Below are 14,893 nucleotides of genomic sequence, written 5' to 3' on the forward strand. Positions count from 1 at the left end.
GCTCATTCCGGCTTGATCCGGCGTCCGAGCAGCTGCCCGATCGCGTCCGGCACCGACATGCCTTCGTGGCACACGCGGTGCACGGCGTCGGTGAGCGGCATCTCGACGTCGTAGCTCGCCGCGAGGGCGCGGACCGAGGTACACGACTTGACCCCTTCGGCCACCTGACCGTGGGTGGCCTCCTGCGCGCTCTCGAGCGACTCGCCGCGACCGAGGCGTTCGCCGAACGAACGGTTGCGGGACAACGGGGACGTGCACGTGGCGACGAGATCGCCGACACCGGCGAGACCGGCGAGCGTGGCCGGCTTGGCACCGAGGGCGGTTCCGAGCCGGGTGATCTCGGCGAGACCGCGGGTGATGATGCTCGCGACGGTGTTCTCACCGAGGCCGACCCCGGCAGCCATGCCGCACGCGAGGGCGATGACGTTCTTGCAGGCGCCACCGATCTCGCAGCCGATCACGTCGGAATTGGTGTACGGGCGGAAGTACTTTGTGGCGCAGGACTTCTGGATCTCCATGGCGCGGGTGGAGTCGGGGCACGCGATGACGGTCGCGGCCGGTTGCCCCTCGGCGATCTCGCGGGCGAGGTTGGGTCCGGACAGCACGGCGATGCGATTCTGCTCGGCGCCGGTGACCTGACCGATCACCTGACTCATGCGCATCAGGGTGCCGCTCTCGATTCCCTTGGCGAGACTGAGAAGTGTGACCTCCGGCCCGATATCCGCCTTCCACGCCTCGAGATTGGTGCGCAGGGTCTGGCTCGGGACGGCGAGGACCACGAAATCGGCGCCCTCGACGGCCACCCGGTGATCGGCCGTCGCCTTCAGCGAGTGCGGCAGTTCCACACCGGGCAGGTAATCGGAGTTCTCGTGTCGCTCCGCGATGCCGCGCGCCACTTCTTCGCGCCGCGCCCAGATCGTCACGTCCGTTCCGGCGTCGGCCAGCACCTTGGCGTACGCCGTCCCCCACGAACCCGCGCCCAGAACTGCTGCTGTGGTCACGCGATCCTCACTCTCGTCCGATGCCCGGCACCCGCCGGTCGCGATCGGCCCGGAGCGGGCGGTCGCGACCGGTTCGGTCCGGGCGGTCACCACCCACGGTCGCACCCAGTATCGCGCAGGCGCCACCGACGCCGCGCCGGGTCGGAGGACGGACCGCACGACGCCGGTCGCAGCGGCGGTCGTGCGGTTCGTCACCTCGCACGATCGTGTCGTCGATCACTGATGGCACAATCGGGCAATGCCCGCGACGCACGTGCTCGTTCCCGTCAAGGCCCTCGGCCTGGCGAAGTCGCGGCTCTCGCACGTCCTCGACCCGGCGGCACGGGAATCGCTGGTGCTCGCGATGCTGCAGGACACCGCGACGGCGGCGCTGTCCGCCGGAGACGTGACGGTCACCGTCGTCACCGCCGACGAGCGGGTCGCGGCCGCGGCGCTGGACTGCGGCGCGGACGTCCTCCCCGATCCGGTCGGTCCCGACTCCCCCGACCCATTGAACTCCGCACTGCTCGCAGCGGCCCGCCGGGCGCGGGAGCATGCACCCGGCGCCGAACTCGTGGCACTGCAGGCCGACCTGCCCTCCCTGCGGCCCGAGGAATTCGCGCTCGCACGCGAGACTGCGCGGCGGACGGGAACGGCCGTGGTCGTCGACCACACGGCGAGCGGTACGACGGCGTTGCTGCACTGCGTGAGCGGCACCCTGCCGCCCCTGTCGTTCGGACCGGGATCGGCCGGTCGCCACATCGATGCCGGCGCGTATCCGGTACCTGACGCGCTCCCCGGACTGCGACTCGATGTGGACACACCGGACGATCTCGCCGCCGCACTGCGACTCGGCGTCGGACCGGCCACCGCGGCCGTGCTCGACACGGTCGAGTTCCCGCTGCGCCACCGGTGCGACAGCGCTGCAGGGAGCCGTCGCTCTGCCACAATGAACTGGTGACCAACGGCGATTCCCCCGATCCCATGAGTTCCGAGCACGCGGCACCGTCCGGCGTCGCCCGACCTGCCGGTCGCGTGGCGACCGCCACCAGCGCGCCTCCGGCCGCGACGGGACTGCAGTCGAGGACCGATCACGACAACACGCTTCCCGTCGACCGCTACCTCAATCGCGAACAGAGCTGGCTCGATTTCAACGCCCGCGTTCTCGCGCTCGCGGAGGACACCTCGCAGCCGTTGCTCGAACGCGCCAAGTTCCTCGCGATCTTCGCGTCGAATCTCGACGAGTTCTACATGGTGCGGGTCGCCGGGCTGAAACGTCGCGCCGAGACGGGATTGTCGGTCCGGTCCGCGGACGGACTGACCCCGCGTGCCCAGCTCGCGCTCATCGCGTCGAGCACGCGCGAACTCGCCGGTCGCCAGGCGCAGGTCTTCCTCGACTCGGTCATGCCGGCCCTGGCGGACGAAGGCATCTCGATCATCCGATGGGCGGATCTGACGGAGGACGAACGCCGACGACTGACACAGTATTTCGCCGACCAGGTCTTCCCGGTCCTGACGCCGCTCGCGGTCGATCCCGCACACCCCTTCCCCTACATCAGCGGCCTGTCCCTCAACCTCGCTGTCACGGTCAAGGATTCGCAGTCGTCCGGTGAGCACTTCGCGCGCGTGAAGGTGCCCGACAACGTCGAACGGTTCGTCCGGGTCGATCGCGCGGGTTCGTCGCACGGACTGCCGGCCTTCCTCCCGCTCGAGGAACTGATCGCCGCCCACCTCGACGTGTTGTTCCCGGGCATGGAGATCGTCGAGCACCACGCCTTCCGCGTCACCCGCAACGCCGACTTCGAGGTCGAGGAGGACCGCGACGAGGATCTCCTCCAGGCCCTCGAACGCGAACTCGCCCGGCGGCGCTTCGGTTCTCCCGTGCGGCTCGAGGTGTCGGACGACATGACCGAGCACATGCTCGACCTGCTGTTGCGCGAACTCGACGTCGACCGGGTCGACGTCGTCCAGTTGCCCGGCCTGCTCGATCTGTCGTCGCTGTGGCAGGTGCACGCCGTCGACCGTCCGGATCTGAAGGACGCCCCGTTCGTGCCGGCGACCCATCCCGCCTTCGGCGAGCGCGAGACACCCAAGAGCGTGTTCTCCACTCTGCGCGAGGGCGACATCCTCGTCCACCATCCGTACGACTCGTTCTCGACGAGCGTGCAACGGTTCATCGAGCAGGCCGCCGCCGACAGTCAGGTCCTCGCCATCAAGCAGACGCTGTACCGGACGTCGGGCGACTCCCCCATCGTCAACGCTCTGATTGCTGCTGCCGAAGCGGGCAAGCAGGTCGTCGCGCTCGTGGAGATCAAGGCGCGCTTCGACGAGCAGGCCAACATCAAGTGGGCACGCAAACTCGAACAGGCCGGTGTCCACGTCGTATACGGACTCGTGGGTCTCAAGACGCACTGCAAGACCTGTCTGGTCGTGCGGCGCGAGGGTTCGACGATCCGGCGCTACTGCCACATCGGCACCGGAAACTACAACCCGAAGACCGCTCGTCTCTACGAGGACGTCGGCCTGCTCACGTCGTCGCCCGAGATCGGCGCCGACCTCACCGACCTGTTCAACACCCTCACCGGGTACTCCCGGAAGGCGCAGTACCGCAATCTGCTCGTCGCGCCGCACGGAGTCCGCAAGGGCATCATCGAACGCGTCGAGCGTGAGATCGAGCACCACGAGGCCGGTCGCCCCAGCGGGATCCGGCTCAAGGCCAACGCCCTCGTCGACGAGCAGGTGATCGACGCGCTCTACCGCGCGTCGCGGGCGGGGGTGCGCACCGAGGTGGTCGTGCGCGGGATCTGCGCCCTCAAACCCGGCGTGCCCGGGCTGAGCGAGAACATCACGGTGCGCTCGATTCTGGGGCGGTTCCTCGAACACTCGCGGCTGTTCCATTTCCGGGGCAGCGACGAGTACTGGATCGGCAGCGCCGACATGATGCACCGGAACCTCGACCGTCGCGTCGAGGTGATGGTGCAGGTGAAGAACACCCGGCTCGCAGCGCAGTTGGACCGCATCTTCGATTCCGCGCTCGACCCGGTCACCCGCTGCTGGACGCTCGAGGGCGACGGCACGTGGACGGCGTCCCCCGAGCCGGGAACCGCTGCCCGCGACCACCAGGTCGAACTCATGCGTAGCCGCGCGTCCTGAGGTGGAGGGAACGTTGACCGAATCACGCGACAAGCCCGTGAAGGCCAACATCTTCGCGGCGGGCGCCGTCCTGTGGCGCCCTGCGGCCGACGACGCTCCGCACGATGCGCAGGTCGCGCTCGTGCATCGTCCGCGCTACGACGACTGGTCCTTTCCGAAGGGCAAACTCGACCCGGGTGAGACGGCGGTGGTCGCCGCGGTGCGGGAGATCGAGGAGGAGACCGGATTCCGCGCCGCGCTCGGCAGCAGTCTCGGGAAGGTCGTCTACCCCGTTCCGGGTCACCGCAAACTCAAGCGGGTGGACTACTGGGCCGCGCGGTGCCTCGACGGGCAGTTCGCGCCCAACGACGAAGTGGACGAATTGCGTTGGGTGTCCCCCGAAGAGGCATTCGACCTGTTGTCCTATCCGATGGACCGCAGTGTCCTCCGCCGCTTCCGCCGGGTGCCGCTGGACACGACCACGGCGCTGATCGTGCGGCACGCCAAGGCGGGTAGTCGGAAGAAGTACAAGGGCGACGACCGTTACCGGCCCCTCGATGCGTCCGGACGGGCGCAGGCGGAGGCTCTCGTTCCGCAGTTGACGGCGTTCGGCGGCGACAGTGTGGTGTCCGCCGACCGCACGCGGTGCATCGCGACGGTCGAGCCCTTCGCCTCCCGGCACGGGCTCGAGATCGCGATCGAGCCGTCGCTGTCGGAGGAGGAGTACCGGGCCGATCCGGACCGCGGCCGCAAGCGGGCGCTGGAGATCGCGTCGGGTCCCGGCACTCCCGTGATCTCCAGTCAGGGCAAGGTGATCCCGCCGCTGCTGGAATGGTGGGCCGAGCGCGACGGTCTCGTGCTGCCTCCGGCGCGGAACCGGAAGGCGAGCATGTGGGTGTTGTCGCTGCGCGGCGATCGCCTCATCGCGGCCGACCACATCGACAGCCCTCTTCCCACGGGCCGTCCGCCGGCGGACGACGAGAGCATCTGACCCGAGTACGCACGACGGCGGCCACCGGATGTCCGGTGGCCGCCGTCGTCTCACCTGTGCGGCTCGCACGTGGCGAGCCGCATCGCGGGTGGGTGTTACTTCTTGGTGCTCTTGCGGGCCGTGGTCTTCTTGGCCGGGCTCTTCTTCGCCGCGGTGGTCTTCTTCGCCGCGGTCGACTTGGTGGCGGTGGTCTTCTTCGCCGGAGTCGACTTGGCCGCCGTGGTCTTCTTGGCCGCGGTGGTCTTCTTCGCCGCGGTCGACTTGGTGGCGGTGGTCTTCTTCGCCGGAGTCGACTTGGCCGCCGTGGTCTTCTTGGCTGCCGTGGTCTTCTTCGCCGGAGTCGACTTGGTCGCCGTGGTCTTCTTCGCCGCCGTGGTCTTCTTCGCTGCGGTGGTCTTCTTCGCCGCGGTCGACTTGGTCGCTGTGGTCTTCTTCGCCGCAGTCTTCTTGGCCGCCTTCTTCGCTGCCGCGGTCTTCTTGGCCGCTGCGGCTGCACCGCGCTTCACGGCCGGACCCGAAGCCGGAAGCTTCTGGGTGCCCGCGATGATGTTCTTGAAGGACTGGCCGGGACGGAAGGCCGGCACCGAGGTCGGCTTGACCTTGACCGTCTCACCCGTGCGCGGGTTCCGCGCGACACGAGCGGCCCGGCGACGCTTCTCGAAGACACCGAATCCGGTGATGGTGACGCTCTTACCGTCGTGCACGGCGCGAACGATCGCGTCCACGATGTGCTCGACGGCCGCGGTGGCGGTGCGCCTGTCCGAACCGAGTTTCTCGGTCAGAACGTCGATCAGTTCTGCCTTGTTCATTGATTTCCTCCGCACATACACGGTCCACCGTCAGACCGACTCCAGTCCACGGTAGACCCGCAAACGGGCAAGAGTCTATGTGCCACGCGGATTCTCATGCAAATAACATCCGGGCCCGGCCCGACGGGAGCGTCGGACCGGGCCCGGAGAAGGCGCGTTCGGGGGGTGTTCTCAGGGCGCCGGAAGGGTACTCGGTTTCCATGACGGCCTTGACTTTTCGTACTCGGAAATCGCGTCTACCTGGCGCAATGTCAATCCGATGTCGTCGAGACCCTCCAGCAGACGCCACCGCGTGTAGTCGTCAATGGTGAACGGCACCACGGTGGTTCCGGCGGTCACCGTCCGGTTCTCGAGATCCACTTCCAGTTCGAGTCCGGGCTGCTGCTCGATGAGCTTCCACAGCAGTTCGACGTCGTCCTGCGAGACCTGAGCGGCGAGCAGGCCGGCCTTTCCGGCGTTGCCGCGGAAGATGTCGGCGAAGCGGGACGAGATCACGACCCGGAATCCGTAATCCGACAACGCCCACACGGCGTGCTCACGCGAGGAGCCGGTGCCGAAATCCGGTCCGGCGACGAGAACGCTGCCGCGGTCGAAGGGCGGGGTGTTGAGGACGAAGGACGGGTCGTTGCGCCATGCGGCGAACAGACCGTCCTCGAATCCCGTACGGGTGACGCGCTTCAGGTACACGGCCGGGATGATCTGATCCGTGTCGACATTGGAGCGGCGCAGCGGGACGCCGATGCCCTTGTGAGTGGTGAAGGCTTCCATCGAAAATTCTCCTCGTCGGTCCTGTGGTCTAGTCCAGATCCGCCGGTGCGGAAAGCGTTCCCCGCACCGCGGTTGCGGCGGCCACGGCCGGCGAGACGAGATGCGTCCGTCCGCCCTTGCCCTGCCGTCCTTCGAAATTCCGGTTCGAGGTCGACGCGGAACGCTCGCCCGGCGCCAACTGGTCGGGGTTCATGCCCAGGCACATCGAGCACCCGGCCTGACGCCACTCGGCGCCTGCGGCGGTGAAGATCTCGCCGAGACCCTCCTCCTCCGCCTGCGCGCGCACCCGCATCGAACCCGGCACGACGAGCATCCGGACGCCGTCGGCGACCTTGCGGCCCTGCAGGACATCCGCCACGGCGCGCAGATCCTCGATGCGGCCGTTGGTGCACGAGCCGACGAAGACGGTGTCGATCTTCACGTCGCGCAGCGGCATGCCCGGTTCGAGATCCATGTAGCGCAACGCCTTCTCCGCTGCAGACCGCTCGGTTTCGTCGGCGATCTCCGCGGGTACCGGAACGCTGGACCCGAGCGGAGCGCCCTGGCCCGGGTTGGTGCCCCACGTGACGAAGGGCGTCAGAGCGCTGCCGTCGATGTGGACCTCGGCGTCGAAAACCGCGTCGTCGTCGGTCTTCAGCTGCTCCCAGGCCTCCACGGCGGCGTCCCAGTCGGCGCCCTTCGGGGCGTGCGGGCGGCCCTTGATGAACTCGTAGGTGGTCTCGTCGGGGGCGATCATGCCGGCGCGGGCGCCCGCCTCGATCGACATGTTGCAGATGGTCATCCGCGCTTCCATCGACAGTGCGCGGATCGCCTCGCCGCGGTACTCGAGGACGTAGCCCTGTCCGCCGCCGGTGCCGATCTTCGCGATGATCGCGAGGATGAGGTCCTTGCTCGTCACTCCCGGCGCGAGAGTGCCGTCGACGTTGATGGCCATCGTCTTGAACGGACGCAGCGACAACGTCTGTGTCGCCATGACGTGTTCGACCTCACTGGTGCCGATGCCCATCGCCAGCGCGCCGAAGGCGCCGTGGGTGGAGGTGTGGCTGTCGCCGCACACCACCGTCATGCCGGGCTGCGTGAGACCGAGCTGCGGGCCGACCACGTGGACGATGCCCTGATCGAGATCGCCCATGGGGTGCAGACGGACACCGAACTCCTCGCAGTTGCGGCGCAGGGTCTCGACCTGCGTGCGCGAGACCGGGTCGGCGATCGGCTTGTCGATGTCCACCGTGGGGACGTTGTGGTCCTCGGTGGCGATCGTGAGATCGGGACGCCGCAGCCGACGTCCGGCCAGCCGCAGACCGTCGAAGGCCTGCGGGCTGGTCACCTCGTGTACGAGATGCAGGTCGATGTAGATCAGGTCCGGCTGTCGCGCCGATCCCTCTCCTTCACCGCGCACGACCACGTGCTGGTCCCACACCTTTTCCGCCAGAGTCTTTCCAGCCATCTTCTCCACCTTGTCGTACGTGACGAACGCGGATCCCGGGGGCTGTCCGGCCGCGTATGGCGTCGTCCCCACCGTTCTCGGTATGCGATATGCTTCCCATTATGCGAGACGGAGGTATCGACCTATGAGACAGCATAGCGGGATCGGAGTGCTGGACAAAGCGATGACAGTCCTCCATGCGGTTGCCGAACAGCCGTGCAACCTCAACGAGTTGTGCGCGCGGACCGGCCTGCCCCGTGCCACGGCGCACCGTCTCGCCGTGGGCCTCGAGGTCCACCGTCTCCTCATGCGCGACAGCGACGGACAGTGGCGCCCCGGCCCCGGATTGGCCGAATTGTCCGCGGGCGCAGGCGACACCCTCGTCGAGGCCGCCTCGCTCGTCCTCCCCCGCCTGCGCGAGATCACCGGCGAGAGCGTGCAGTTGTACCGCCGCGAGGGCACCCAGCGGGTCTGCGTCGCGGCTCTCGAACCGCCGACCGGTCTGCGCGACACGGTCCTCGTCGGCGCACGCCTTCCGATGACGGCCGGCTCCGGCGCGAAAGTTCTGCTCGCGTGGGCCGATACGGCGACCCAGCGCGCCATCCTCCCCGACGCGGCCTTCGGTGAACGCGTGCTCGTCGAGGTCCGCCGCCGCGGCTGGGCGCAGAGCGCCGCCGAACGCGAACCCGGTGTGGCGTCGGTCGCAGCACCCGTGCGCGACAGCACCGGTGCCGTGATCGCCGCCATCTCCGTATCGGGCCCCATCGACCGCATGGGCCGCCGACCGGGCGCCCGCTGGGCCGCCGACCTCCTCGCCGCCGCAGAAGCGCTCCAGAAGCGTCTCTGAGCCGACTGCACGCAGGGCGGCGGGAGGAACACAGCGGCGCGGTCCCACGCTGTGCCAGAGTGCTTCGCATGGGAACCAACCGCCGCGCAGACATCACGATGACGGACTCGGAGATCGACGAGTTCCTCCGCCGCAGCCGGGTCGCGAACCTGGCGACCCTCGGACCGACGGGCACCCCGCATCTCGTCGCCATGTGGTACGCCGTGCTCGACGGGGAGATCTGGTTCGAAACGAAGGCGAAATCACAGAAGGTCGTCAACCTCCGGCGCGACGATCGCGTGACCGTCCTCGTCGAGGCCGGCGACACCTACGACCAGTTGCGGGGCGTCTCGATCGAGGGGCGCGCGGAGATCGTGGACGACCACGACCGCCTGTTCGAGGTCTGCCGAGACGTGTGGGAGCGGTACACCGCCCCGTACACCGACGAGGCGCTCCCTGCGGTGGAGCAGATGATGCACAAGCGGGTGGCCGTCCGCGTGGTGCCCGTCCGGGTGCGTTCGTGGGATCACCGCAAGCTCGGGATGCCCGCCATGGAGATCGGCGGCACGACGGCCGCCTACCTTCCGTCCGCCGCGCACTGACCGCACATACGCGAAAGGCGCTCCGATCGATGATCGGAGCGCCTTCGTTGTTGTACCCCCGATGGGATTCGAACCCACGCTACCGCCGTGAGAGGGCGGCGTCCTAGGCCGCTAGACGACGGGGGCCTGGAACTTTCCGAGGAATCGACGAGTCGATGCCTCCGAGAGAAGAACACCCACCGACCCGGAGATCGATGGGTAGTCCGTTGTACCCCCGATGGGATTCGAACCCACGCTACCGCCGTGAGAGGGCGGCGTCCTAGGCCGCTAGACGACGGGGGCCTATGGAACTTCTTCTCTTCGCTTCCCGAAGGAAGCTCAGCCAGCATAGCTGGCTGAGACGTTGCGGGCAAACCGCCGCGTCTCAGCTGGGGTACCAGGACTCGAACCTAGAATGGCTGAACCAGAATCAGCTGTGTTGCCAATTACACCATACCCCAATGGTTTGTTCCTTCGGCCTGCCCTGCGGGCGTTGTGGCCTCCGTTCCGAACCGAGAAGAAGATTAGCACCAACCCCGCCACCAACTACAAATCGGCTGGTCAGAAGCATGAAATCGAGCTCGGGACGAGCTCGGCGGGTCTGAAATCGAGCTCGGCCCGTCACCGGCGGATGCCGACGACGGGCCGAGAGCGACCGGCGAGGGGTCAGGCGATACGCGCCCGTCCGGCACGCAGTCGCGCGAGGGTGCGCTCACGGCCGAGCAGTTCCATCGACTCGTAGAGCGGCGGGCTGATGTGCGAGCCCGTCACCGCGACCCGCACGGGAGCGAAGGCCTTCCTCGGCTTGAGTTCGAGCCCCTCGATCAGCGCGCTCTTGAGCGCCTCCTCGATCGCCGGCGTGGTCCACTCGTCCAGGCCCTCGAGGACGGCGACGGACGCGTCGAGCACGGGCGCGGCATCCTCCTTGAGGTTCTTCGCCGCGGACGCCTCGTCGAGCGTGAAGTCGGCATCGTCGACGAACAGGAACTTCAGCAGATCCCACGCGTCCCCGAGGACGACGATGCGGGTCTGCACGAGGTCGGCGGCCGTCCGGAAGAGCGCCTCGTCGACGTCGGCCCCGATCCGGCCGTGCTCGACGAGGTACGCCTTCAGCCGGGTCGCGAACTCGGCCGGCTCGAGCAGGCGGATGTGCTCGGCGTTGATGGCGTCGGCCTTCTTCTGGTCGAACCGGGCCGGGTTCGAATTGACCTTGGAGATCTCGAAGGCCGAGACCATCTCCTCGAGGGAGAACACGTCGCGGTCGTCGGCGAGACCCCAGCCGAGCAGGGCGAGGTAGTTGAGCAGGCCCTCGGGGATGAACCCGCGATCGCGGTGCAGGAAGAGGTTCGACTCCGGGTCGCGCTTGGAGAGCTTCTTGTTGCCCTGTCCCATCACGAACGGCAGGTGGCCGAACTCGGGTGTGAAATCGGTGACGCCGATGCGCTGCAGCGCCGCGTACAGCGCGAGCTGACGCGGGGTCGACGACAGCAGGTCCTCACCGCGCAGGACGTGTGTGATCTTCATCAACGCGTCGTCGACGGGATTGACGAGCGTGTAGAGCGGGATGCCGTTGCCGCGGGTGAGCGCGAAGTCGGGCACCGAGCCCGCCTTGAAGGTGGTCTCGCCGCGGACGAGGTCGTTCCAGGTGAGGTCCTCGTCGGGCATGCGCAGTCGCACGACCGGCTTGCGGCCCTCGTCGAGGAAGGCCTGCCGCTGCTCCGGAGTGAGGTCGCGGTCGAAGTTGTCGTAGCCGAGCTTCGGGTCGCGACCGGCGGCCTTGTGGCGCTCCTCGACCTCCTCCGGCGTCGAGAACGACTCGTAGGCCTCACCGGCGTCGACGAGCTTCTGCACGACCTCGAGGTGCAGGTCGCGTCGCTGCGACTGCCGGTACGGCTCGTACGGTCCGCCGACCTCCGGGCCCTCGTCCCATTCGAGACCCAGCCACCGGAGGGCGTCGAGGATCGCCTGGTACGACTCCTCGGTGTCGCGTGCGGCGTCGGTGTCTTCGATGCGGAACACGAAGGTGCCGCCGTGATGACGCGCGAAAGCCCAGTTGAACAGGGCGGTGCGCACCAGACCCACGTGCGGGGTTCCGGTCGGTGACGGGCAGAAACGTACGCGTACTTCGCTGGTGGTCATGACTCGCTCAGGGTTGAGGATCGACGGGAGACCATCCCAGGCTATCCGCCCCGCTGCGAGCTCCGGTCAGGATCCCTTGGCGACGACGGGGTTCGTGAGCGTTCCGATGCCCTCGACGGTGATCGAGACGGTGTTGCCCGGCTCGATCGGCCCGACACCCTCGGGGGTGCCGGTGAGGATGATGTCGCCCGGCAGCAGCGTCATGACACCGGAGATCCACTCGACGAGCTTCGGGATGTCGTGCACCATCTTCGAGGTGCGGCTGCGCTGGCGGGTCTGTCCGTCGACCTCCGCGGAGATCTCGAGATCGGAAGCGTCGATGTCGGTTTCGATCCACGGTCCGAGCGGGCAGAAGGTGTCATGGCCCTTGGCCCGTCCCCACTGACCGTCCTTGCGCTGGTGGTCGCGCGCGGACACGTCGTTGGCGATCGTGTAGCCGAGGATCGCCTCCCGGGCCTTCGCGGCGGGGACGTCCTTGCAGGGGCGTCCGATGACCACGGCGAGTTCGGCCTCGTGGTGGACGAGCGAGGTGGTGGGCGGAATCACGATGGGAGCGCCCGGGCCCACGATCGACGTGTTGGGCTTGAGGAAGATCATCGGCTCGTCGGGGACCTCGTTGCCCGACTCGGCGGCGTGGGCGGCGTAGTTGCGGCCCACCGCGATCACCTTGGTGGCGAGAATCGGAGCGAGAATCCGCACGTCGGCGAGGGGCCAGCTGCGGCCCGTGAAGGTGGGGTTCCCGAAGGGATGCTCGGCGATCTCCTTCGCCGTCGCGGACTCCCCCTCCCCTTCGATGCTCACGAACGCGACACCATCCGGGCTGGCAATTCGACCAAGGCGCATGTCCGGAGTCTAACGGTGCGCGCTCACTGCGATCGACGCCCGGGTGCCGCGGGTATAGAGTCCGACTGGGATTTCACATAACGGTACGACTTTCTCAGATAGTGGGACTCATGGACACTCCGGACATCGGTCGGCGTCGATGGTTGATCCTGGCCCTCGGCGTCTTCGCACAGGCCTCCCAGGCCACCGTCATCAACGGCATCGCCTTCCTCATCCCGACGCTGAACCAGGAGGGCGGTTTCACCCTCGCCCAGGCCGGAACCCTCGCCGGCGCACCGATCCTCGGCGGCGTGTTCACGCTCGTCGTGTGGGGCGCGATCGCCGACCGGTTCGGCGAACGTCTCGCGCTGGCTGCCGGCCTCGGAATCGCGGCCGTCGCGATGGGGCTCGCGAGCGCGACCACCTCGCTGGACCTGTCCCCCACCGCCTCCGCCGCACTGCTCGGCCTGTTGCTGATGTGTGCGGGAGCCGGCGCCGTGAGCGCCAACTCGGCGAGCGGACGCGTGGTGGTCGGATGGTTCCCGCCGCACCAGCGCGGCCTCGCGATGGGCATCCGGCAGATGTCGGTGCCGCTGGGTGTCGCCGCGGGCGCACTCGTCATCCCGACGCTCGCGGGCGACCACGGGATCGCCTGGGCACTCGCGTTTCCCATGCTCGCGTGCGGGCTGGCAGCGGTCGCCTGCGCGGTCGGGGTGGTGGATCCGCCGCGCCCCGGACGGGCGGAGGCCGAGCGCGCAGGCGTGCTCGGCAATCCCTACCGGAGTTCGATGTCGCTCACGCGGATCCATCTCGCGTCGATCCTGCTCGTGGTGCCGCAGTACGTCGTGTGGACCTACGCCCTGGTGTGGCTCATCGCCGACCGCGGCTGGGACGAGGTCGGCGCCGGTCTCGTCATCACCGCCGCCCAGATCCTCGGCGCCCTCGGACGTGTCGTCACCGGGGCCTGGTCCGATCGGGTGGGCAGCCGGCTGGGACCGATGCGCGTCGTCGCCGCATCGGTCGTCGTCTCGATGGTCGCGCTGTCCGTCACCGCGTGGACCGATTCGGCGATCGCGGTGGGTGTCCTGCTCGTCGCGTCGATCCTGACCTCGGCGCCGAACGGGTTGGCGTTCACCGCCGTCGCGGAGATCGCGGGCCCGTTCTGGGGTGGTCGCGCACTCGGGATCCAGAACACCGGGCAGTTCGTGTTCGCCGCGGCCGTCGGACCTGTCTTCGGTGGGCTGATCGCCGCGGTCGGGTTCCCCGCGGCCTTCGCCCTGGCCGCGATCGCTCCCGCAGCGGCGGTCCCGGTGGTGCCGAAGGACTGATACGCGAAACGCGCGTGGCGCCGGACGGGACGTACCCGCCGGCGCCACGCGCGTTCTGTGCCGAAGAACTCCGTGCTCAGAGAGAAGCAGCGATCCGATCGCCGATCTCGGTGGTCACGATCGGACCGGTGCCACGATTGGCGAGGTCGGCCTCGACGGCCCGCTCGACGCGTGCAGCGTCCTCCTCGCGCCCGAGATGGCGCAGCAACAGGGCGGTGGACAGGATCGCCGCGGTGGGGTCGGCGATGCCCTTGCCGGCGATGTCCGGCGCCGAGCCGTGGACGGGCTCGAACATCGACGGGTTGGTGCCCGAGGCGTCGATGTTGCCGCTCGCCGCCAGGCCGATACCGCCGGTCACGGCGCCGGCGAGGTCGGTGATGATGTCGCCGAACAGGTTGTCGGTGACGATGACGTCGAAGCGCGACGGGTCGTCGACCATGTAGATGGTCGCGGCGTCGATGTGGCAGTAGGCCGTGGTGACCTCGGGGAACTCCTTGCCCACGGTCTCGACGGCGCGGGTCCAGATGGCGCCGGCGTTCGACAGCACGTTCGTCTTGTGGATGAGCGTGACGTGCTTGCGGCGGGTCTGCGCGAGCTCGAAGGCGTAGCGGACCACGCGCTCGGCGCCGAACCAGGTGTTCACCGAGACCTCGGTGGCGATCTCGTGCGGGGTGCCGACGCGGATCGCTCCCCCGTTGCCGGTGTACGGGCCCTCGGTGCCCTCGCGGACGACGACGAAGTCGATGTCGTGGTCGGCGGCGAGCGGCGACTTCGCGCCCGGGTACAGGCGCGACGGACGCAGGTTGACGTGGTGGTCGAGCGCGAACCGCATGTTCAAGAGGAGACCGCGTTCGAGGACGCCGGGCGTGACCGACGGATCGCCGATGGCGCCGAGGAGGATCGCGTCGTGCTCGCGGATCGCGGCGAGATCGGCATCGGGCAGGAGTTCGCCGGTCGCGTTGTACCGGCGGGCCCCGAGGTCGTACTCGGTCGTCTCGAGATCCGGGACGAGGGCACGGAGCACCTTGAGCGCTTCCGCCGTGACCTCGACACCGATGCCGTCACCGGGGATGACCGCAAGTTTCATGAGC

The 14,893-nt window shown here is 68.4% G+C and carries 14 protein-coding genes and 3 tRNA genes; 7 read left to right on the forward strand and 10 right to left on the reverse strand.

Translation table 11 applies throughout. The features are described 5' to 3' along the window. Nucleotides 1–2: 2 nt before the first annotated feature. Entirely contained in the window at nt 3–1,001 is a 999-nt protein-coding gene (locus LPH33_RS15800) for an NAD(P)H-dependent glycerol-3-phosphate dehydrogenase (RefSeq protein WP_229565107.1), read from the reverse strand. Between LPH33_RS15800 and LPH33_RS15805 the strand changes: the two genes are divergently transcribed. Genes LPH33_RS15805 through LPH33_RS15820 form a run of 4 tightly spaced genes read left to right on the forward strand, consistent with a single transcriptional unit; the run spans nt 994 to nt 5,103 of the window. Beyond that, nucleotides 994–1,224: a hypothetical protein gene (locus LPH33_RS15805; RefSeq protein WP_229565109.1), complete on the forward strand. Its 231-nt coding sequence runs from the start codon at nt 994–996 to the stop codon at nt 1,222–1,224. The genes LPH33_RS15800 and LPH33_RS15805 overlap by 8 nt on opposite strands. Before the next feature lie 15 nt (nt 1,225–1,239). Beyond that, nucleotides 1,240–1,941 (forward strand): 2-phospho-L-lactate guanylyltransferase, encoded by a 702-nt coding sequence (cofC, locus tag LPH33_RS15810; protein WP_088897191.1) that lies wholly within the window; start codon nt 1,240–1,242, stop codon nt 1,939–1,941. A gap of 23 nt (nt 1,942–1,964) precedes the next feature. Then, entirely contained in the window at nt 1,965–4,133 is a 2,169-nt protein-coding gene (locus tag LPH33_RS15815) for an RNA degradosome polyphosphate kinase (RefSeq protein WP_202399896.1), read from the forward strand. Nucleotides 4,134–4,146: 13 nt separating this feature from the next. Beyond that, nucleotides 4,147–5,103 (forward strand): NUDIX hydrolase, encoded by a 957-nt coding sequence (locus LPH33_RS15820; protein ID WP_026061542.1) that lies wholly within the window; start codon nt 4,147–4,149, stop codon nt 5,101–5,103. A gap of 95 nt (nt 5,104–5,198) precedes the next feature. Here LPH33_RS15820 and LPH33_RS15825 read toward each other — a convergent pair whose 3' ends face one another. The 3 genes from LPH33_RS15825 to leuC form a co-directional block, all read right to left on the reverse strand. Continuing rightward, nucleotides 5,199–5,912 carry an HU family DNA-binding protein gene (locus LPH33_RS15825; RefSeq protein ID WP_088897189.1) on the reverse strand — a complete coding sequence of 238 codons (714 nt, stop codon included), beginning with the start codon at nt 5,910–5,912 and terminating at the stop codon, nt 5,199–5,201. 171 nt (nt 5,913–6,083) lie between these two features. Beyond that, nucleotides 6,084–6,680, reverse strand: coding sequence for a 3-isopropylmalate dehydratase small subunit (gene leuD / locus LPH33_RS15830; RefSeq protein WP_016935315.1), 597 nt, complete (start codon nt 6,678–6,680; stop codon nt 6,084–6,086). A 28-nt stretch (nt 6,681–6,708) separates the two neighbouring features. Then, nucleotides 6,709–8,136 carry a 3-isopropylmalate dehydratase large subunit gene (gene leuC / locus LPH33_RS15835; RefSeq protein WP_420714498.1) on the reverse strand — a complete coding sequence of 476 codons (1,428 nt, stop codon included), beginning with the start codon at nt 8,134–8,136 and terminating at the stop codon, nt 6,709–6,711. A gap of 115 nt (nt 8,137–8,251) precedes the next feature. On the opposite strand from leuC, the gene LPH33_RS15840 reads away from it, so the two are divergent. Both LPH33_RS15840 and LPH33_RS15845 read left to right on the forward strand, forming a co-directional pair. Then, the gene (locus LPH33_RS15840; RefSeq protein WP_026061810.1) at nt 8,252–8,953 is read left to right on the forward strand and encodes an IclR family transcriptional regulator; all 702 of its coding nucleotides are present in this window, start codon (nt 8,252–8,254) and stop codon (nt 8,951–8,953) included. Between the two features lie 68 nt (nt 8,954–9,021). Beyond that, complete coding sequence (locus LPH33_RS15845) at nt 9,022–9,534, forward strand: pyridoxamine 5'-phosphate oxidase family protein (RefSeq protein WP_229565112.1); 513 nt, start codon at nt 9,022–9,024, stop codon at nt 9,532–9,534. A gap of 53 nt (nt 9,535–9,587) precedes the next feature. Here the strand turns inward: LPH33_RS15845 and LPH33_RS15850 are convergent. The 5 genes from LPH33_RS15850 to LPH33_RS15870 form a co-directional block, all read right to left on the reverse strand. Continuing rightward, nucleotides 9,588–9,660, reverse strand: a tRNA-Glu gene (locus tag LPH33_RS15850). An 83-nt stretch (nt 9,661–9,743) separates the two neighbouring features. After that, nucleotides 9,744–9,816, reverse strand: a tRNA-Glu gene (locus LPH33_RS15855). 86 nt (nt 9,817–9,902) lie between these two features. Further along, nucleotides 9,903–9,974, reverse strand: a tRNA-Gln gene (locus LPH33_RS15860). A gap of 205 nt (nt 9,975–10,179) precedes the next feature. Continuing rightward, nucleotides 10,180–11,652 (reverse strand): glutamate--tRNA ligase, encoded by a 1,473-nt coding sequence (gltX, locus tag LPH33_RS15865; RefSeq protein WP_229565114.1) that lies wholly within the window; start codon nt 11,650–11,652, stop codon nt 10,180–10,182. Nucleotides 11,653–11,718: 66 nt separating this feature from the next. Further along, complete coding sequence (locus tag LPH33_RS15870; protein ID WP_060651453.1) at nt 11,719–12,495, reverse strand: fumarylacetoacetate hydrolase family protein; 777 nt, start codon at nt 12,493–12,495, stop codon at nt 11,719–11,721. Between the two features lie 110 nt (nt 12,496–12,605). Between LPH33_RS15870 and LPH33_RS15875 the strand changes: the two genes are divergently transcribed. Continuing rightward, nucleotides 12,606–13,802: an MFS transporter gene (locus tag LPH33_RS15875; RefSeq protein ID WP_016695692.1), complete on the forward strand. Its 1,197-nt coding sequence runs from the start codon at nt 12,606–12,608 to the stop codon at nt 13,800–13,802. 76 nt (nt 13,803–13,878) lie between these two features. On the opposite strand, the gene LPH33_RS15880 is transcribed toward LPH33_RS15875, so the two are convergent. Then, nucleotides 13,879–14,889, reverse strand: a complete 1,011-nt coding sequence (locus LPH33_RS15880) for a 3-isopropylmalate dehydrogenase (RefSeq protein WP_026061914.1) — start codon at nt 14,887–14,889, stop codon at nt 13,879–13,881. Nucleotides 14,890–14,893 lie beyond the last annotated feature (4 nt).

It is taken from the genome of Rhodococcus sp. RDE2 (assembly GCF_020885655.1).
In the GTDB taxonomy this organism is placed as follows: Bacteria; Actinomycetota; Actinomycetes; order Mycobacteriales; family Mycobacteriaceae; genus Rhodococcus; species Rhodococcus pyridinivorans.

What these genes read in the sequence shown, in the direction of transcription:
- LPH33_RS15840 (WP_026061810.1), top strand. Translation starts at nt 8,252, where the DNA reads ATGAGACAGCATAGCGGGATCGGAGTGCTGGACAAAGCGATGACAGTC.
- LPH33_RS15825 (WP_088897189.1), bottom strand. Translation starts at nt 5,912, where the DNA reads ATGAACAAGGCAGAACTGATCGACGTTCTGACCGAGAAACTCGGTTCG.
- leuD (WP_016935315.1), bottom strand. Translation starts at nt 6,680, where the DNA reads ATGGAAGCCTTCACCACTCACAAGGGCATCGGCGTCCCGCTGCGCCGC.
- LPH33_RS15845 (WP_229565112.1), top strand. Translation starts at nt 9,022, where the DNA reads ATGGGAACCAACCGCCGCGCAGACATCACGATGACGGACTCGGAGATC.
- cofC (WP_088897191.1), top strand. Translation starts at nt 1,240, where the DNA reads ATGCCCGCGACGCACGTGCTCGTTCCCGTCAAGGCCCTCGGCCTGGCG.
- gltX (WP_229565114.1), bottom strand. Translation starts at nt 11,652, where the DNA reads ATGACCACCAGCGAAGTACGCGTACGTTTCTGCCCGTCACCGACCGGA.
- LPH33_RS15870 (WP_060651453.1), bottom strand. Translation starts at nt 12,495, where the DNA reads ATGCGCCTTGGTCGAATTGCCAGCCCGGATGGTGTCGCGTTCGTGAGC.
- LPH33_RS15880 (WP_026061914.1), bottom strand. Translation starts at nt 14,889, where the DNA reads ATGAAACTTGCGGTCATCCCCGGTGACGGCATCGGTGTCGAGGTCACG.
- LPH33_RS15875 (WP_016695692.1), top strand. Translation starts at nt 12,606, where the DNA reads ATGGACACTCCGGACATCGGTCGGCGTCGATGGTTGATCCTGGCCCTC.
- LPH33_RS15815 (WP_202399896.1), top strand. Translation starts at nt 1,965, where the DNA reads ATGAGTTCCGAGCACGCGGCACCGTCCGGCGTCGCCCGACCTGCCGGT.